This is a genomic window from Streptomyces griseiscabiei, from assembly GCF_020010925.1.
GTDB lineage: Bacteria > Actinomycetota > Actinomycetes > Streptomycetales > Streptomycetaceae > Streptomyces > Streptomyces griseiscabiei.
Map to the genome: position 1 here is coordinate 95,394 of NZ_JAGJBZ010000006.1, position 18,397 is coordinate 113,790.

Sequence of the window (18,397 nt, forward strand, 5' to 3'; positions counted from 1 at the left end):
TGCTAACCAGCGCCCCTGGGCAATGCCTGTGCGGAAGCTCACAGCCGGGAGACAGGAGTGGTCCGTGGGCGGTCCAGTGCGGAAATGAGCGGGGAAATCGGGCACCCGGGAGTGGCCGATTCCATGGCCGATACCCTGGGGTCGTGACGTTCCCGGTAGTCGGCATGGTCGGCGGTGGCCAGCTCGCTCGTATGACACACGAGGCGGGCATCCCGCTCGGCATCAGATTCAAGCTCCTCAGTGACACCCCTCAGGATTCCGCGGCGCAGGTCGTCGGTGATGTCGTCATCGGCGACTACCGCGATCTCGACACGCTGCGTGCGTTCGCGCAGGGCTGCGACGTGATCACCTTCGATCACGAACATGTACCCACCGAGCATCTACGGGCACTGGAGGCGGACGGCATCCCCGTACGCCCCGGCCCGGACGCGCTCCAGCACGCCCAGGACAAGGGGGTGATGCGCGCGAGGCTCGACGCGATCGGTGTGCCGTGCCCACGGCACCGCATCGTCGCGGACCCCGAGGACGTGGCCGCTTTCGCCGCCGAGGGCGACGGGTTTCCGGTCATCCTCAAGACGGTCCGCGGCGGCTACGACGGCAAGGGCGTCTGGGTCGTCCGGTCCGTCGAGGACGCGGCCGACCCCTTCCGCGCCGGCGTCCCGGTCCTCGCGGAGGAGAAGGTCGACTTCGTGCGGGAGCTGGCGGCCAACGTCGTACGGTCGCCGCACGGCCAGGCCGTCGCGTACCCGGTCGTCGAGTCGCAGCAGGTGAACGGCGTCTGTGACACCGTCATCGCGCCCGCCCCCGACCTCGACCCGGCCCTCGCGCTGCGCGCCGAGGAGATGGCCCTGAGCATCGCCAAGGAACTGGACGTCGTCGGCCACCTGGCCGTCGAGCTGTTCCAGACCCGCGACGGCCGCATCCTCGTCAACGAACTGGCCATGCGCCCCCACAACTCCGGCCACTGGAGCCAGGACGGCGCGATCACCAGCCAGTTCGCCAACCACGTACGGGCCGTCCTCGACCTCCCGCTCGGCGACCCGCGCCCGCGCGCCAGGTGGACCGTCATGGTCAACGTCCTCGGCGGCGACTACCCGGACATGTACTCCGCGTATCTGCACTGCATGGCCCGCGACCCGCAGCTCAAGATCCACATGTACGGCAAGGACGTGAAGCCCGGCCGTAAGGTCGGACACGTGAACACCTACGGCGACGACCTCGACGACGTGCTGGAGCGCGCCCGTCACGCCGCCGGATACCTGAGAGGCACGATCACCGAATGAGCAGCGCCGCCGGGCCCGTCGTGGGCATCGTCATGGGGTCGGACTCCGACTGGCCCGTCATGGAGGCCGCCGCGCAGGCCCTCGACGAGTTCGAGATCGCGTACGAGGTCGATGTCGTCTCCGCGCACCGGATGCCGCGCGAGATGGTCGCGTACGGCGAGGACGCGGCGGGCCGGGGCCTCAAGGTGATCATCGCGGGTGCGGGCGGCGCCGCCCATCTGCCCGGCATGCTCGCCTCGGTGACCCCGCTGCCGGTCATCGGTGTGCCCGTGCCGCTGAAGTACCTCGACGGCATGGACTCCCTGCTGTCGATCGTGCAGATGCCGGCCGGTGTGCCCGTCGCGGCGGTCTCCGTCGCCGGGGCCCGCAACGCCGGTCTGCTGGCCGCGCGCATCCTGGCCACGCACGACGAGGAACTCCTCGGCCGGATGCGGGAGTTCCAGCAGGAGCTGAACGACCAGGCCACCGAGAAGGGCAAGCGCCTGCGCACCAAGGTCGAGGGCGCCGGCAACGGCTTCGGTTTCGGGAAGTAGGCCCGGCGACAGCGGGCGGACATCGCGGACATCGCGAACATGGTGGACATGGTGGACATCGCGGAATGACGGGGATCACGGGGGATATGAGTATGGGCATGGACATGGCATCGATGGAGGCGGCCCGGGAACTGCTGCGGGAGTTCCCGGTCGCGGACGGACACAACGACCTGCCGTGGGCGCTGCGCGAGCAGGTCCGCTACGACCTCGGCGCGCGGGACATCGCCATCGACCAGAGCGCCTTCCTGCACACCGACCTGGCGCGGCTGCGCGCGGGCGGGGTCGGCGCGCAGTTCTGGTCGGTGTACGTGCCCTCGGACCCCGCGTTCCTGCCCGGGGCGGTGTCCGCGACACTCGAACAGATCGACTGCGTACGGCAGTTGATCGACCGTTACCCGGCCGAGCTGCGGGCCGCGCTGACCGCCGCCGACATGGAGGCGGCCCGTGCCGAGGGCCGGGTCGCCTCGCTGATGGGGGCCGAGGGCGGCCACTCCATCGACAACAGCCTCGCCACGCTGCGGGCGCTGTACGCGCTCGGCGTCCGCTACATGACGCTCACCCACAACGACAACATCGCCTGGGCGGACTCCGCCACGGACAAGGCGGCGGTCGGCGGGCTCTCGGCCTTCGGCCGGGCGGTCGTGCGGGAGATGAACCGCGAGGGCATGCTCGTCGACCTCTCGCACGTCGCCGCGACGACGATGCGTGACGCGCTGGACACCTCCGTCGCCCCGGTGATCTTCTCGCACTCCTCGTCACGGGCCGTCTGCGACCACCCCCGCAACATCCCGGACGACGTCCTCGAACGGCTCCCGGTCAACGGGGGAGTGGCGATGGTGACGTTCGTGCCGAAGTTCGTGCTCCAGGCCGCCGTGGACTGGACGGCCGCCGCCGACGAGAACATGCGGGCCCACGGTCTGCACCACCTCGACACCACCCCCGAGGGCATGGCGGTCCACCGCGCCTTCGAGGAGCGCAGCCCCCGCCCGGTCGCCACGGTCTCCACGGTCGCGGACCATCTCGACCACATGCGCGAGGTGGCCGGTGTCGACCACCTCGGCATCGGCGGCGACTACGACGGCACGGCCTTCACCCCGGACGGCCTCGGCGACGTCTCCTGCTACCCGAACCTGATCGCCGAGCTGCTCGACCGCGGTTGGTCCCGGACCGACCTGGCCAAGCTGACCTGGCAGAACGCGGTCCGGGTGCTGGGCGCGGCGGAGGACGTGGCCCGTGACCTCCAGGCCCGCACGGGCCCGTCGAACGCGACGTTGGCTCAGCTGGACGGGTGACACCGGGCCCCACCCGGGCGCCCGCCGGGCATCACCCGGGTGGCGTACGGCGGCCCCGCCGCGGCCGTACAACCCGAACGCCCCACCCCGCAGGAAGGCGGGCGGCCTCCGTGCCACGGTGACGAGTACTGCGATCACCCAACGGCTACGGAGGTCCGCCATGGCAGATCTGCAGGACGAACTGCAGGCCGCAGGGGAGGCCGGCGAACTCGACACGCCCCCCACCCCGACCAAGCCCAAGCCGAAACGCGACCGGCGCGCCCCGGCGGCGGAGCGGATAGCCCACGGCGACGACCGGCGCCCCGGCGACAGGGCCGCCGGCGGGGCCGCCGCCACCGGCTATGCCGAGGGCGGCCGTACCACCGCCACGGTCCTCGTCGGCGGCCCGCCCGGTGGCCGTGCCCACGGCGACGGCGGCGACGGGCCCGGAACCGGGCCGACGAGCGCCGGAACCACCGTGGCGGGGACGAAGGAAGCCGGGACCGAGGACGACGCCGGGACCGAGGCCGAAGCCGGGACCACGGCCGCCGACGGCGTCGTCGCCACCGCTGTCGCCGAACCCCCCTCCGAGCTGGACCAGGCGCACGCCTTCCTCGTCGCGCACCCCGTCGCCGACGGATACAGCGGGCTGCCGTGGGTGCTGCGGCAGCTGCCCCGGTACGACCTGGAGCTGGGCGAGGGCGGGGTGGACACGGATGTGCCCCGGATGCGCAAGGGCCACATCGGCGCGCTGTTCTGGTCGCTGCACCTGCCCGACGGCCTCGCGGGCGAGCGGGCCGTCGGTGCCACCCTGGAGCAGCTGGACCTGGTCCGGACGGTCGTCCACGCCCACCCCGAGGGCCTGCGGCTCGTGCACAGCGCGGGGGAGACCACCGACGCCCGCAACTGCGGCCGTGTCGCCGTGCTGCTCGGTCCCGCCGGAGCCCCGGCGATCGGCGACTCCCTCGGCATCCTGCGCGCCCTGCACGCGCTCGGCCTCAAAGCCCTCACCCTCACCGGCGCGTCCTGGGCGGGCGGGTCCGGGCTGAGCAGGTTCGGCGAGGAGGTGGTCCGCGAGATGAACCGCATCGGCGTCCTCGCCGACCTCTCCGGCGCCTCGGAGCAGACCGTCCGCCGGGCGCTCGCGGTCTCCCGCGCGCCGGTGGTGTGCACCCGCTCGGCCGCCGGCGCCCTGCGCCCCCACCCCGCCAACCTCGCCGACGATCTCCTCGCGGCGCTGGGCGAGGCCCGTGGCCTGTGCATGGTGCCGCTCACCGCTGAGCAGACCGGCCCCTCGATCCGCGATGTCGCCGACCACCTCGACCACGTCCGCGCGATCGCCGGCCCCGAGTGCGTCGGCCTCTCCGGCACCTACGACTCCGGCGCCGCCCACCCCCAGGAGCTCACCGACGCCTCCTGCTACCCCCGCCTGGTCGCCGAACTCATGCACCGGGGCTGGTCCGAACCCGACCTCGCCCTCCTCACCTGGGGCAACGTCCAACGAGTCCTGCGCACCGCCGACTTCACGGCACGCGCGGCGAAGGACCGCCGCGAGGCCTCGACGGCGAGCATCGAGGAACTGGACGGCTGACGGGGGCCGCGCCCCCGAAATGGGGCGCGGCCCTCTTCTCACCTCAGCACGCGCACGGACAGCCTCAGCACGCGCACAGACAGAACGGATGCCCCGCGGGATCCGCGTACACCCGGAACCCCCGCTCACGGTCCGCCGCGTCCAGCACCGTCGCCCCCAGCGCCAGCACCTCCTTCTCCGCCGCGTCCATGTCCTCCACGTTCAGATCGAGATGGAACTGCTGCGACCGATCCGCCGAGGGCCACGCGGGCGCCACGAACCCCGGCGCCTTCTGGAACGCCAGCCGCGCGCCCCCGCCCGGCACCTCCAGGTTCACCCAGTCCCCCTCTCCACTGACCGTCCCGCCGACCACCTCGGCGTAGAAACCGGCGAGCGCGGCCGGGTCGGGACAGTCCAGAACGACGACATCCAGCTTGGCGACGGCCATGGCCTTCTCCTTGCTCGTTGCTGCGCATGAGAGATCGGTTACCTCTAGGGGAGGGTAACCAGTAACGGTTACCTCATGCATCCCCTCAAGAGGTAACTTCGTGGCATGAGTGAGAGACCGTCCGCCCCCGGCGGCCTGGCCCTCGTGGAGAGCCTGGTGAACACGCTGGACCTGGAGTCGGGCGCCGACGCGCTGGACACCCCGGAGGGCCGCGCCCGCCTGGGCCTGACGGACGCCGAGGACCTGACGGACGTACGCGGGCTGCGGGAGTCCCTGCGCGCGACCCTGCTCGCCCACGCCGGACACGTACCGCACGGCCCGGTGACCCCGCTCGGCGAGCTTCTGGCCGCCGCCCCGCTCGTCGTCGTGGTCCGCGCCGAGGACGGCTCCGCGACCCTGCGCCCCGCCGCCGACCCGGCCCCTCTGCTCTCCCGGGTGGCCGCGGCCGTCGCGGAGGCCCTCACCGCCGGCACCTGGCAGCGCCTCAAGGCCTGCGAGGCCCCCGACTGCCACTGGGCGTACTACGACCGCAGCCCGGCCGGCCGGGGCCGCTGGTGCTCGATGCGGGTGTGCGGCGCCCGCGCGAAGATGCGCCGCTACCGAGCGAAGTAAGCGCTTCGCCCCCGCCGGGCGCCGGAACGGTGGAGAATATGGAAAGACGCCGTTCCGGCCGACTGAGCCTCGGCCGGAACGGTGTCGCCCTGCCGTGCCCTTGCGGCACTCCGACAGTCGGCTACGCGGTCGGCCGCCCCATCGCCCGGTACGTCCAGCCCGCCTGCCGCCACAGCTGCGGGTCCAGCGCGTTACGGCCGTCCAGCACCAGCCGGGTCGACGCCACCTCGCCGAGCGCCGCCGGGTCCAGCTCGCGGAACTCGCCCCACTCCGTCAGGTGCAGCACGATGTCGGCGCCCCGTACGGCGTCCAGCGCGGTGTCGGCGTACCCGAGCGTCGGGAAGAGCCGCCGGGCGTTGTCCATGCCCTTGGGGTCGTAGACGGTGACCTGGCCGCCCTGGAGGTGGATCTGCCCGGCCACGTTGAGCGCGGGGGAGTCGCGTACGTCGTCGGAGTTGGGCTTGAAGGTGGCGCCGAGGACCGCGACCCGCTTGCCGAGGAAGGAGCCGCCGCCCAGCGCCTGCCGGGCCAGCTCCACCATCTGACCGCGCTGGCGCATGTTGATGGAGTCGATCTCGCGCAGGAACGTCAGCGCCTGGTCGGCGCCCAGCTCACCGGCGCGCGCCATGAACGCACGGATGTCCTTCGGCAGACAGCCGCCGCCGAAGCCGATCCCGGCCCGCAGGAACTTCCTGCCGATCCGGTCGTCGTGCCCGATGGCCTCCGCCAGCTTGGCGACATCGCCCCCGGAGGCCTCGCACATCTCGGCCATGGCGTTGATGAAGGAGATCTTGGTGGCGAGGAAGGAGTTGGCGGAGGTCTTCACCAGCTCGGCGGTCGGGAAGTCGGTCAGGACGAAGGGCGAGCCCTCGCCGACCGGCGTCGCGTACACCTCGCGCATCAGCTTCTCGGCGCGCTCACTGCGCACCCCGACCACGATCCGGTCCGGGTGCAGGGTGTCGTTCACGGCGAAGCCCTCGCGCAGGAACTCCGGGTTCCAGGCCAGTTCGGCGTCCGCCCCGGCCGGCGCGTGCTCGGCGAGATAGGCGGCCAGCCGGTCCGCGGAGCCCACCGGCACCGTCGACTTGCCGACCACCAGGGCCGGGCCCGTCAGATGCGGGGCGAGCGAGGCGAAGGCCGCGTCCACGTAGGACATGTCGCAGGCGTACTCGCCGTGCCGCTGCGGGGTGTTCACACAGACGAAGTGGACGTCACCGAAGGCCGCGACCTCGGCGTAGTCGGTGGTGAAGCGCAGCCGCCCGCTGGACCCCTCGATGCCGGCGACATGCCTGCGCAGCAGCTCCTCCAGGCCCGGCTCGTACATCGGGACCGCGCCCCGCCGCAGCATGTCGATCTTCTCTTCGACGACATCGAGCCCGAGCACCTCGAACCCCAGCTCGGCCATGGCCGCGGCGTGTGTCGCGCCGAGATAGCCGGTGCCGATCACGGTGATCTTGAGGGCCATGAGTGCTCCTGTGCTGTCCGGCCGTGGGGGCTGTGCGGGCGTGCACAGCCGTGTGCACGCGTGCACGTGAGCATAGTCGGGGCGTGTCCGAGCCCTTCATCGGGCAGATTCCCCCCAGGGGGACCGCGTCCTGTCGTCAAACTCACGTACCCGTCGCACGGGCAGGGCTCTAAAATTTGTGTTACTTAACGGTAGTTAGCGTCAGGAGCGTGAGAGACCTTGGCCGGATCGGCTGATTTCGACCTGTACCGCCCGTCCGAGGAGCACGACATGCTCCGTGACGCGATCCGTTCCCTCGCCGAGGCGAAGATCGCGCCCCACGCCGCCGCCGTGGACGAGGAGGCCCGCTTCCCGCGGGAGGCGCTGGACGCGCTGGTCGCCAATGACCTGCACGCCGTGCACGTGCCCGAGGAGTACGGCGGCGCCGGCGCCGACGCGCTCGCCACGGTCATCGTGATCGAGGAGGTGGCCCGTGCCTGTGTCTCCTCCTCCCTCATCCCGGCCGTCAACAAGCTCGGCTCGCTGCCCGTGATCCTCTCCGGCTCCGAGGAGCTGAAGAAGAAGTACCTGGGCCCGCTCGCCAAGGGCGACGCGATGTTCTCGTACTGCCTCTCCGAGCCGGACGCCGGTTCCGACGCGGCCGGCATGAAGACCCGCGCGGTCCGCGACGGCGACCACTGGATCCTCAACGGCGTGAAGCGCTGGATCACCAACGCCGGCGAGTCCGAGTACTACACGGTGATGGCCGTCACGGACCCGGAGAAGCGCTCCAAGGGCATCTCCGCCTTCGTCGTCGAGAAGTCCGACGAGGGCGTCTCCTTCGGCGCCCCGGAGAAGAAGCTCGGCATCAAGGGCTCCCCGACCCGCGAGGTCTACCTCGACAACGTCCGCATCCCCGCCGACCGCATCATCGGCGAGGAGGGCACCGGCTTCGCCACGGCGATGAAGACCCTGGACCACACCCGGATCACCATCGCCGCCCAGGCCCTCGGTGTCGCCCAGGGCGCCCTCGACTACGCCAAGGGCTATGTCCAGGAGCGCAAGCAGTTCGGCAAGCCGATCGCCGACTTCCAGGGCATCCAGTTCATGCTCGCCGACATGGCCATGAAGGTCGAGGCCGCCCGCGCCCTCACCTACCAGGCCGCCGCCAAGTCCGAGCGCGGCGACAAGGACCTCACCTTCCAGGGCGCCGCCGCCAAGTGCTTCGCCTCCGACGTCGCCATGGAGGTCACCACGGACGCCGTCCAGCTCCTCGGCGGCTACGGCTACACCCGCGACTACCCGGTCGAGCGCATGATGCGCGACGCCAAGATCACCCAGATCTACGAGGGCACCAACCAGGTCCAGCGCATCGTCATGGCGCGCAACCTGCCGTAACAACCTCCTCCGGCGCGGTGGCGGGCGGGGGCGGGGAGGCGTAGGACGGAAGTGCGGAGTCCGGTCCCGGGCCCCGCACTCCCCACCACCCCCAGGAGGAGCCATGACGCAGCACACCGGAGCCATGACCGCCATGAGCAAGGAGATGCAGGACTGCGTCAACGCCTGCATGACCTGCCACAGCGTGTGCGAGGAGACCATGAGCTCCTGCATGCAGGCCGGCGGCCAGGCCCAGATGCAGATCATGCGCGCCCTGATGGACTGCGCAGAGATGACCCGTATGTGCGCGGACATGATGATGCGCCGCTCGCCGCTGTCCGCCGAGATGTGCGCGATGTGTGCCCGCGCCTGTGACATGTGCGCCGAGGCGTGTATGTCCATGCCGGACGATCCGCAGCTGATGAGGTGCGCGGAAGCGTGTCGCCGCTGCTCGGAGACCTGCCGGGCGATGGCGGGCGCGACCGCCTGACCCGACCGGTGAACGGCTGAGGGGCACCCCGTCACGGGGTGCCCCTCAGCCGTGTGCCGCGTGCCGCATGGGTCAGTTGTCCGACACCGTCACCGTCTCGTCGTTCTTCAACTGCTCCACCAGCTGCTTCACCTTCGCGGTGTCCCACTGGAGGTTGCCGTTGCCGGCGTTGCCCGAGATCGGCATGTTCATCGACTTGCCGTCGCCGCCCGTCACGCCCTTCATCGCCCAGAACATGTCGGCCAGGTCGAACAGGCTCATGTCCTTGTCGACGATCAGGGTGTCCAGACCGGCGCTCATCGTCGGATACAGCTTGAACGGGTTCAGCACCGTGCTCGGCGTCGCCGTCTGGCCGGCGAGGGCCGCGAGGAACTTCTGCTGGTTCTTCGTACGGTCCAGGTCGCTGCGCGCGAGGGCGTAACGGGTGCGGACGAAGGCGAGGGACTGCTCGCCGTTCAGCGTCTGCTTGCCCGCCTCGAAGTTCGCGCCGGACTTGGTGTCCTTCAGACCGCCCTTGGGGATGTCGATCTCCACACCGCCGACCGCGTCGACGATGTTCGCGAAACCGGCGAAGCCGATCTCCACGTAGTGGTCGATGCGCAGGCCCGTGTTGGCCTCGACGGTACGGACCAGCAGCTCGGGCCCGTCCTCCGCGTACGCCGCGTTCAGCTTCACCTGGCGGCCGGTGCCCTTGAAGGTCTTGCCGGACTCGGAGCCGACGAAGGTCGGGATCTCGACGTTGGAGTCCCGGGGGAGCGACACCAGCGTCGGGCCGTTCGACCCGGTGTGCAGGATCATCATCGAGTCCGTGCGCTTGCCGTCGGCGGACCCGGTGTGGAGCTCCTTCTTCTGCTCGTCGGACAGGCCCTCACGGCTGTCGGAACCGACGATCAGGTAGTTGGTGCCCTCGCCCTCGGCCGGCCGCTCGATGACCTTCGACAGGTCGACCTCGCGGTTCAGCTTGGAGTCGGCCCAGAAGTACGTGCCGATCGTCGTCGCCAGCACCACCACGGTGACCGTGATCGCCGTGAGCTTGATACGACGCCGCCAGTCCGGCGCGGGACGCCCGCCCCGGCCGCCGCCGTAGCCGTCACCGCCGCCACCGGCGCCGTAGACCTGGCCGGTGTTGTAGTCGCTGTTGTGGCCGCCGCTGTACTGGTCGGGGCCGTTGTTGCCGTAGCCGTCGCCGTACGGGTCGCCGTACGCCGGCTGCTGGGGCACACCACCCTGAGGGGGTGCCGACGGGCCGCGACGGACCTGGCGCATCACACGCGGTCCATCGGGCTGGGCGTAGTCGCCGCCGCGGTTGTTGCCGGACCATCCCTCGGGCCAATCGTTCATGCGCCCCAGTGTGCCGGGTCGGGCTGTGTCCTTTACAAGGGTCGACGAAAAACCAGAGCAGTGCTGTTGCCAAGCTGACACAAATCGCACTCAAGTCGAACAGTGCGGGGTCCGCCCGGGCGGTGCCGGCCCTTCTCAGGCGCAGGACACCTGGTCGCCCCGCACCACCCCGGACTCGCCCTGTTCCGGGTCCTCGGCGCGTACCTTGCGGACACCCTTGAAGTCCGTGCCGGCGACCACCCTGAGGGTGGGGCCCTGGGCCCGGACCGGCCGCAGCTCCGAACCGGGGAGCGCGGCGGCGAGGGAGCGGGCCGAGCGGTCCCAGCGCGGGTCGTAGAAGACCACGCTGCGGGTGACGTTCTGCCGGGGGGCGTTCACCGGCGTCTTCGTGGTGCGGAAGCCCGTCGCGGCCAGCTCGCGGTCCATCTTCCTGCCGAGGCCCTCGACCGCCGTGCCGTTCTCGACCTGGACGCGGATCTGCTGCGGGGCCACGTCGACGAGCGCGTAGGTGCCGCGGACCTTGAAGGGGGCGAGGGGGCGGTCGTCACGCAGGGCCCCGAAGAGCCGGGCCGACTTGGCGTCGTCCCACTTGAGCGTCGAGCCGATGCCCTCCACCGCGTACCCCATGCGCCCGATCGGCACGGTGGTGAACTCGGAGGACGCCGGGGTGAGGTTGCGCATCGCCCGGCCGAGGTCGATCAGCTCACCGGTGCCGAACTCCTTGTCGGCGCGGACGGAACCGAGGACGGCCTGGGTGATGTCGCGGAACTTCATCGGGTTGAGCAGCACCCCGGAGGAGGTGGCCTGGGACATCAGGGACGCCATGAAACGCTGCTGCCGCTTCATCCGGCCGAGGTCGGAGGAGCCGTCCGCGTGCCGCGAGCGGACGTACTGCAGGGCCTGGCCGCCGTCCAGGTCATGGGTGCCTGCGGGCAGGTCGAGGCCGGTGTAGCTGTCCTTCAGGGGGCGGGTCGTGCAGATCCGGACGCCCCCGAGGACGTCCACGGTCCGCATGAAGCTGGTGAAGTCGACCTCGACGTAGTGGTCGATCTTCACCTTCGTCATGTGCTCGACCGTCCGCACGGTGAGCCCCGGCCCGCCCTCCGCGTAGGCCGCGTTCAGCTTGACCGGGTGCGCCGGGTGCGTCTTCCCGGTGGTGCGGTCGGTGTGCTCGGGGATCTCGGCGTACGAGTCGCGCGGCAGACTCACGACGCTCGCGCGCTCCCGGTCCTCCGAGATGTGCACGATCATCATCGTGTCCGTGCAGTGGCAGGGGGCGCCGCCCAGCCGGTACTTCCGCCGCTCCTCCTCGCTGATCCGGTCGCGGCCGTCGGTGCCGACCAGCAGGACGTTCATGCCGTGGCCCGCCTCGGGGCGGTTCTTCATGTCCTTGAAGGCGTCGACCCGGGTGATCTCGTTGTCCAGGCGGGTCACCACCGCGTGCCCGATCCCCGCGGCGGCCAGCACCACCACCGAGAGCGTGGTCACCGCCCGCATGGCCCAGCTCCGCCGCCGGGGACGCACGGGGGGCCGGGGCTGCTGCGGACGGGCTGGGCGGCGGGGCGGTGCGGACACGGGGGACACCTCCGCGGGACCGGTCGGGGAAGGGGGCGACGAAGAGGGAGAAGCCAGAGAACCTTGAGCACCGTAGGGTCCCGGCATCCGTGCCCCGCGCACGCGACCGGGCGGCGCGCGTCGGTGTCCCCCGTTCGCGGTAACGTGAGCCCTCTATGAACGCCAAGCCCGACGTGCCGCTCCCCGCCGTGTCCGTGATCATGCCCGTCCTCGACGAGGAGCGGCATCTGCGCGGAGCCGTCCAAGCGATCCTCGCGCAGGAGTACGCCGGCGAGATGGAGGTCGTGATCGCCCTCGGTCCGTCCAAGGACCGCACGGACGAGATCGCGGCCCAGCTCGTGGCCGAGGACCCGCGTGTGCACACCGTCCCGAATCCCACCGGGCGCACGCCCGCCGCGCTCAACGCCGCGATCAAGGCATCCCGTCACCCGATCGTGGTGCGCGTCGACGGCCACGGCATCCTCTCGCCGAACTACATCGCCACCGCCGTACGGCTCCTGGAGGAGACCGGCGCGCAGAACGTCGGCGGGATCATGCACGCCGAGGGCGAGAACGACTGGGAGCACGCGGTCGCCGCCGCCATGACCTCGAAGATCGGCGTGGGCAACGCCGCCTTCCACACGGGCGGCCAGGCCGGTCCCGCCGAGACGGTCTACCTGGGCGTCTTCCGGCGCGAGGCGCTGGAGCGGCAGGACGGCTACAACGTCGAGTTCATCCGGGCCCAGGACTGGGAGCTGAACTTCCGCATCCGCGAGGCCGGCGGTCTGATCTGGTTCTCGCCCGAGCTGCGGGTGTCGTACCGGCCGCGGCCCAGCGTGAAGGCGCTCGCCAAGCAGTACAAGGACTACGGGCGTTGGCGCCACGTCGTCGCCCGCTACCACGAGGGCTCCATCAACCTGCGCTATCTCGCCCCGCCGACCGCGGTGTGCGCGATCGTGGCCGGTGTCCTGGTGGGCGGCCTGCTGACCCCGCTCGGCTATCTCATCCCCGGCGGCTATCTCGCGGCGATCGTCGCGGGCTCGGTCCCGGCGGGCAAGGGGCTGCCGCTCAAGGCCCGTCTGCAGATCCCCGTCGCCCTCGCCACCATGCACATGTCCTGGGGCTTCGGCTTCCTCACCAGCCCCCGCTCCCTGGCGAAGAAGGTCATCGCCTCCCGCCGCCCGGCGGTCCTGGCCGAGGGCTGAGCACACCGCACGTACGAGCCGGGGCCCCTCACGCGATCGTGTGAGGGGCCCCGGCTCATGCACGGACGGCTTCCGCGGTCACCAGGTGAAGCCCGGGTCGACCTTCATGCAGGCCTTCTCGTTCGCGCCGTTGAGGGCGTCCGCCGACTCGGGGGTCGTGTCGTCCTCCTTCTCGGCCTCGTACGTCTTCCCCTCGCGCCAGTCGGCGCCGACGACGAGGGTGACCCCGGAGACGTTCGTGGACTTCTCCACCTGGCCCAGCGGGATGCCGAGGGCCTTGGCGACCACCTGGGCGTCGCCCTCCAGGTCGGCGCTCGGATAGCGCACGACGGTCTTGTCCTCGGTGAGCGCGGTGGACGCGTCGGACGAGGACTTGGCGAAACCCTCCTCGACGAGCAGCTGCGACACCGTGTGCGCGCGGCCGGCCACCGGGGCGAGCGTGGAGGTCATGGTGCCGTTCTGCACCAGCACCCCGATCTTGTCCTTCGCCGCCGCCGGGTCGTCGGAGGCCGCGTCCTCGGTCGTGGTTCTCTTCTTGTCCTTGCCGTCCAGCGCGATGTCCTCACGCACCAGCCGGAACAGCTTCTCCGCGTCGCCCTCCTTGGGCACGACCCGGGCACCGACATAGGTGTACGGCATCGTCGTCATCGTGATCCGGGCCGGCTCGACCTTGCGCAGCTCGGTGCTGAGGTCGTAGAGCTTGGTCACCGTGCCGAGGCTCTCGTCGACGGTGAGCGCCTTGGTGGCCTCCTCCGCCAGGTTGCGCAGCTTGTTCGGGTTGGTGATCGTGGCGTTCTCGCGCAGCTCGCGGACCATCGCGTTCATGTACTGGTGCTGCGCCTTGGCCCGCGCGATGTCGCTGCCGTCCTCGAAGCCGTACCGGGTGCGCAGCCACTGCAGGGCCTGCTTGCCCTTGATGTACGTGGTGCCCTTCTCCAGCTTCAGGCCCGAGCCCTTGCCCGCGCTGGTGTGCGAGTAGATGTTGTCGGTCACGCACACCGGCACACCGCCGATCGCGTCGGCCATCGACACCACACCGGCGAAGTCGACCATCATGAAGTGGTCGATGCGGATCCCGGTCAGCTCCTGCCAGGTGGCGACCGTGCAGCCGGGGCCGCCGCGGCGCAGCGAGTCGTTGGTCATCGCCTGGGTGGACGCGTCGTACACGTCCCCGCTGTCGGGGTCCGTGCACTTGGGGATGGGGAGCAGGGTGTCGCGGGGCATGCTGACGACCGACATGTTGGAGCGGTCGGCGGACAGGTGCAGCAGCATCTGCACATCGGCGAGCGGCGGGCCGTCGAAGGTGTCCCGGGCGCCGCCGAGCTTCTGGTTCTCCTCGGTGTCCCGCGCGTCCGAGCCGATGAGCAGGATGTTCAGCGGGGTCTGGCCGAAGGCGTTGGGCGTCGGCTCGGCGATCTTCGTGTCGCCGAGGTTCAGCTTCTCCTTCTTGATGTTGCCGTTGAGGTGCTGGAAGTAGAGATAGCCCGCACCCGCGGTGCCGAGTATCACGACCGCCAGGACCGTCGCCGACCAGCGCAGCGCCCGTCTGCGCCGGGGTCTCCCGGCGGTCTTCGCGCGCCCCCGTCCACCGCCGTCGCCGCCGGCGCCGTTGCCACCGCTCCGGCGCTTCCGTCCGCCCTGCTCGGGGACTCTGACGTCCGCGTCGCCGTCGCCGTCCGTGTCGCCGTCCGAGCCGGACGACGAGCCCTCCTGCGGTTCCAGGTCCCCGTCCTCGCCGGGTTCCTCGACGCGCGGTCGCCCCCCGTCCCCGCGCACGTCACTCCGTACCATCTCCCTGCCCCTCCCCACCCTGCCGTGGCGGGGCCTTCCCCGCCTCCTGTTGGACTGTCGAGACCCCGACTCGGATGTACTCATGTTCTGTTGAACGCGTCATGCGTTCCGGCCGGATGACACTCCGGGCGGACGGCGTACGGGCATCGAGAACCGACCGGCCGGGCGCGTTCCCGCGCCCGCCCGGCAGCCATCAGAGGTGAAACCGGTGTGACCCCGCACTCGCGTCCGGTAAGACGCGCCCTGACCCCCTCAGGTCATCAACTGGCGCACTTTTCCTTGTCTGCGGTGTTCTTCTCGACGTCCAGATCCGCCGCCGACGCCGCGCTCAGCGACACCCCGGCACCCTTGAAGTCCTCGCCCAGGGTCAGCACCATCGACGGCAGGCCCTGGGAGTTGGTCTCGCTGTTGCCCTTGCCGGGCTTCAGCGCGGACGCGGACAGCCCCATCAGATCGGCCAGCTTGCGCGCCTGGTCGGCCTGGTCGGGGTCGTACGCGAGGGTCGTCTTCTTCAACGTCTTGTCGGCGTTGCCGAGCTGGCTCGACTTGGTCACGCCGACATCATTCTGCAGCCAGCTGAGAGTGGCCTGTGCGCTGCCGGCCTCGGCCCCGCCGTTGTAGACGCTGACCCGGACCTCGGAGGCGTCGGCGCGCTCGCCCTTGAGCTTCGCGGCCTCCTTCGCCTTCTTCTGCTTCTTCACCTCGGTGAGCGAGATGTCGTCGCGGATCGTCGAGAACAGCTGCTCGGCCTTGCCCGGCGTGGGCAGCACGGTCGCGCCGTCGGTGTTGTCGATGACCGGCACGGTGGTGAAGGTGATGTTCTTCGTCTTGACCTTGCCGACCTCCTGGCCGAGCGAGGCCAGCTTCTTGATGTCGGAGATCTTCGAGTCGACGGACAGCGCGCTGGTCGCGGCCTCCGCGAGGTCCAGCACCTTCGTCGGGTCGGTCAGCGTGTCCTTCGACTTCATCTGCCGGATCATCGAGCTGAGGAACTGCTGCTGGAGCTCGATCCGGCTCAGGTCGCTGCCGAGGCCCACGCTGTAGCGGGTGCGCAGGAACGCCAGCGCCTCCTCGCCCTGGATCGTGTGCTTGCCGGCGCTGAGGTCCAGCTTGGACTTGGAGTCCTTGATGTCCTTCGCCAGACAGACCTCGACACCGCCGATGGCCGTGGAGAGCGTCTTCACCGCGTTGAAGTCGGCGACCATGAAGTGGTCGGGGGTGATCCCGGTCAGCTCGGTGACCGTGCGCATCGTGCAGCTCGGGGTGCGGCCGTCCTGGCCGAGGCTGGTGTTGAACCGCACGTCGTTCGTGCCCGCGATGTTCTTCTTGGAGCCGTCCTCTTGTGTGGTGAGGCAGTCCGGGATGTCCACGATCATGTCGCGCGGGATGCTCATCGCGGTCGCGTTCGTACGGTCCTTGGAGACGTGCAGCAGGATCGTGGTGTCGGCGTGGCCGACGCTCTCCTTGTCGCCGTAACTCTCGTTGCCCGCGCCGGTCCGCTTGTCCGTGCCGATCACCAGCAGGTTGATCGCCCGGTCCTTGCTGAAGCCGCCGGTGCTCGCGCCGTCGTCCGAGATCTTCTGGATGTTGTTGTTGAGGTGCTGGTAGTACAGGTAGCCCGCGGCGCTGACCCCGACCAGCAGGAAGGCCAGCGTGCCGCCCGTCCACACCAGTATCCGCTTGCCCGTGGACTTCTTCGGCTTGGCCTTGGCCTTGCCCCGGCCGCCCCGGCGACCCGGCAGCGGGTCCTCCTCGGGCACACCCCGACGGCGCCGGGGACCCGGCAGCGTGTCGGGGATCTCCCGGGTGTCCGTGCCCACCGACGCGGAACGCGTGGTGGTGCCCGCCCCCCTGGCGCCCGACGCGGCGGGCGCGGCCCGACGCGGCCTCGGCACCGCCGATTGCGGTGCGGAAGGACTCAGTCGCAGTTCGTATTCACCGGTGCTCGGGTTGAGTACCCACTGGTCTGCGGGGTCGATGTCATCCGCCCGCCCACGGCCTTGCGCGTCCACGGTTGTCTGATTCCTCCGTCGGGGCCACGCGGCGCCTTCCCCCCTCAAAAGACGCTCGGCTCTCGATGCAAGTGGTGCGCGACCGAGAAGGCCTGACGCACCGGATCGCTCACACTAGCTGCCCGATCACGCGTCAAGCGACGGCGGTGACAAATTGCACGCCCCTACAACTGGGCAATCTGCCCATTTCCTAGAGCATTTGTTCCTTGTGTTGACGTGGGTTTTACCTGGAGGGCCCTGTCCAGGTCACCCGCAGTCCTCCTCCGCGGCCGTACTGCCGCGGAAAGTCGGCATCGGGTCCGGGGCGCCGGAGAGGCTTCCCGAAAGCTCTTCCGTTTCCCCTTCCCGCATCCCTTCGGGCAGTTCCCCCGCGACCGCCAGGGGCGCGTCGGAGCGCAGCCGCGCGAAAAGGCTCCGTGCCGCCGGCTCGACGAGCTCATCACGATTGGCGTCGTACGCATATGACTTCCGCGGAACGGTCAGGAACTGCACCTTTTCCATGGGAATCGTTCTCAGCCCGCGCACAAGGTCGTAGAGCCCGCGCAGACTCGCCAGTCCCGGGTCCGTGGTGAGGGATGACGTGGCCGCGTCCAGCACCGGATACAGCTTCACCGGATTCAGCAGCACCCCATTGCTGCGCACCTTCGTGGCCAGCGCCGCGAGGAATCGCTGCTGCCGGTCCATCCGTTCGGTGTCGCTGCCGTCACCCAGCGACTTGCGGGCCCGTACGTACCCGAGCGCCTGTTCGCCGTCGAGCCTCACCTTGCCCGCGGGGAGCCGCAGTTTGGCCTGCTTGTCGTGGATGGGTTCGGTGAGGCACACCTCGACCCCGTCGACGGCGTCGACCATCTCCTTGAAGCCGCTGAAGTCGACGACGACGTGATGGTCGATCCGGATGTCGGTCATCCGCTCGACCGTCCGGATGGTGCAGGCCGAACCACCGCTCTGGAACGCGTAGTTGAACATGGTGAACACCGGTTCGGTACGCCGTCCGTCCGGCCGCCGGCAGCTCGGCACGTCCACCATCAGATCCCGCGGCAGCGACACCGCGGTCGCGCTCCGCCGGTCCGCCGCGAGATGCAGCAGGATCGTCGTGTCGGAGCGCTCGGTGCCCGAGTCCCGCCCGTACTCGGCGTTCCCGTTCCCGGACCGTGAGTCCGACCCGATCACCAGGATGTTCTGCGCGCCCCGCACCAGCGCCGTCGGCCGCTCCTTCTCGTACCGCGCCAGCTCGTCCGCCGCCGTCCGGTCCGAGGTGATGTTCCCGTCCAGCTTCCGGTACGCCACCCACCCCGCCCCCAGGGCCGCGACGACCACCAGCACGGTCCCGCCCCCCACCCACCGCGCCCACCGCCGCCGGCGCCGACGCCTGAGCCCGGCCCCGGTGGGCGTACCGCCCACACCGGGCCCCAGCCCACGCGTCCTGCCTCCGACGTCGTCCACTTCCGGCCACCCCTCACCGTCGT

Annotated in this window: 15 protein-coding genes; 8 read left to right on the forward strand and 7 right to left on the reverse strand. The window is 70.4% G+C overall.

Going from position 1 to position 18,397, the window contains the following annotated elements; all coding sequences use genetic code 11:
* The first annotated feature begins 143 nt into the window (after nucleotides 1-143).
* The 4 genes from J8M51_RS45015 (at nucleotide 144) to J8M51_RS45030 (ending at nucleotide 4,678) form a co-directional block, all read left to right on the forward strand.
* The gene (locus J8M51_RS45015) at nucleotides 144-1,283 is read left to right on the forward strand and encodes a 5-(carboxyamino)imidazole ribonucleotide synthase (RefSeq protein ID WP_086755899.1); all 1,140 of its coding nucleotides are present in this window, start codon (nucleotides 144-146) and stop codon (nucleotides 1,281-1,283) included.
* Complete coding sequence (gene purE, locus J8M51_RS45020) at nucleotides 1,280-1,816, forward strand: 5-(carboxyamino)imidazole ribonucleotide mutase (RefSeq protein ID WP_086755898.1); 537 nt, start codon at nucleotides 1,280-1,282, stop codon at nucleotides 1,814-1,816. Before J8M51_RS45015 ends, purE begins: the two co-directional genes overlap by 4 nt.
* Before the next feature lie 104 nt (nucleotides 1,817-1,920).
* Entirely contained in the window at nucleotides 1,921-3,108 is a 1,188-nt protein-coding gene (locus J8M51_RS45025; RefSeq protein WP_086755905.1) for a dipeptidase, read from the forward strand.
* Nucleotides 3,109-3,268: 160 nt separating this feature from the next.
* The gene (locus J8M51_RS45030) at nucleotides 3,269-4,678 is read left to right on the forward strand and encodes a dipeptidase (RefSeq protein WP_256964727.1); all 1,410 of its coding nucleotides are present in this window, start codon (nucleotides 3,269-3,271) and stop codon (nucleotides 4,676-4,678) included.
* 64 nt (nucleotides 4,679-4,742) lie between these two features.
* Here the strand turns inward: J8M51_RS45030 and J8M51_RS45035 are convergent, their stop codons facing one another.
* A complete protein-coding gene (locus J8M51_RS45035) occupies nucleotides 4,743-5,105 on the reverse strand; it encodes a VOC family protein (RefSeq protein WP_086755897.1) in 363 nt (120 codons plus the stop codon).
* Nucleotides 5,106-5,210: 105 nt separating this feature from the next.
* Between J8M51_RS45035 and J8M51_RS45040 the strand changes: the two genes are divergently transcribed.
* On the forward strand, nucleotides 5,211-5,717 hold the full coding sequence (locus tag J8M51_RS45040) for a CGNR zinc finger domain-containing protein (RefSeq protein ID WP_086755896.1): 507 nt from the start codon (nucleotides 5,211-5,213) through the stop codon (nucleotides 5,715-5,717).
* A gap of 121 nt (nucleotides 5,718-5,838) precedes the next feature.
* Here J8M51_RS45040 and J8M51_RS45045 read toward each other — a convergent pair whose 3' ends face one another.
* A complete protein-coding gene (locus J8M51_RS45045; protein WP_086755895.1) occupies nucleotides 5,839-7,182 on the reverse strand; it encodes a UDP-glucose dehydrogenase family protein in 1,344 nt (447 codons plus the stop codon).
* A 219-nt stretch (nucleotides 7,183-7,401) separates the two neighbouring features.
* Between J8M51_RS45045 and J8M51_RS45050 the strand changes: the two genes are divergently transcribed.
* Nucleotides 7,402-8,559, forward strand: coding sequence for an acyl-CoA dehydrogenase (locus J8M51_RS45050; RefSeq protein ID WP_086755894.1), 1,158 nt, complete (start codon nucleotides 7,402-7,404; stop codon nucleotides 8,557-8,559).
* 103 nt (nucleotides 8,560-8,662) lie between these two features.
* On the forward strand, nucleotides 8,663-9,028 hold the full coding sequence (locus tag J8M51_RS45055; protein ID WP_086755893.1) for a four-helix bundle copper-binding protein: 366 nt from the start codon (nucleotides 8,663-8,665) through the stop codon (nucleotides 9,026-9,028).
* Between the two features lie 72 nt (nucleotides 9,029-9,100).
* On the opposite strand, the gene J8M51_RS45060 is transcribed toward J8M51_RS45055, so the two are convergent.
* The gene (locus tag J8M51_RS45060; RefSeq protein ID WP_086755892.1) at nucleotides 9,101-10,369 is read right to left on the reverse strand and encodes an LCP family protein; all 1,269 of its coding nucleotides are present in this window, start codon (nucleotides 10,367-10,369) and stop codon (nucleotides 9,101-9,103) included.
* A gap of 135 nt (nucleotides 10,370-10,504) precedes the next feature.
* Nucleotides 10,505-12,031: an LCP family protein gene (locus J8M51_RS45065; RefSeq protein ID WP_256964724.1), complete on the reverse strand. Its 1,527-nt coding sequence runs from the start codon at nucleotides 12,029-12,031 to the stop codon at nucleotides 10,505-10,507.
* A 68-nt stretch (nucleotides 12,032-12,099) separates the two neighbouring features.
* Here J8M51_RS45065 and J8M51_RS45070 point away from each other — a divergent pair, with 68 nt between their 5' ends.
* Complete coding sequence (locus J8M51_RS45070; protein ID WP_086755890.1) at nucleotides 12,100-13,128, forward strand: glycosyltransferase family 2 protein; 1,029 nt, start codon at nucleotides 12,100-12,102, stop codon at nucleotides 13,126-13,128.
* Between the two features lie 78 nt (nucleotides 13,129-13,206).
* On the opposite strand, the gene J8M51_RS45075 is transcribed toward J8M51_RS45070, so the two are convergent.
* From J8M51_RS45075 to J8M51_RS45085, 3 genes are all read right to left on the reverse strand, one after another.
* Nucleotides 13,207-14,919, reverse strand: a complete 1,713-nt coding sequence (locus tag J8M51_RS45075; protein ID WP_086755889.1) for an LCP family protein — start codon at nucleotides 14,917-14,919, stop codon at nucleotides 13,207-13,209.
* A 260-nt stretch (nucleotides 14,920-15,179) separates the two neighbouring features.
* The gene (locus J8M51_RS45080; RefSeq protein ID WP_086755888.1) at nucleotides 15,180-16,931 is read right to left on the reverse strand and encodes an LCP family protein; all 1,752 of its coding nucleotides are present in this window, start codon (nucleotides 16,929-16,931) and stop codon (nucleotides 15,180-15,182) included.
* A 246-nt stretch (nucleotides 16,932-17,177) separates the two neighbouring features.
* A complete protein-coding gene (locus tag J8M51_RS45085) occupies nucleotides 17,178-18,374 on the reverse strand; it encodes an LCP family protein (protein WP_267300067.1) in 1,197 nt (398 codons plus the stop codon).
* Nucleotides 18,375-18,397: the final 23 nt, after the last annotated feature.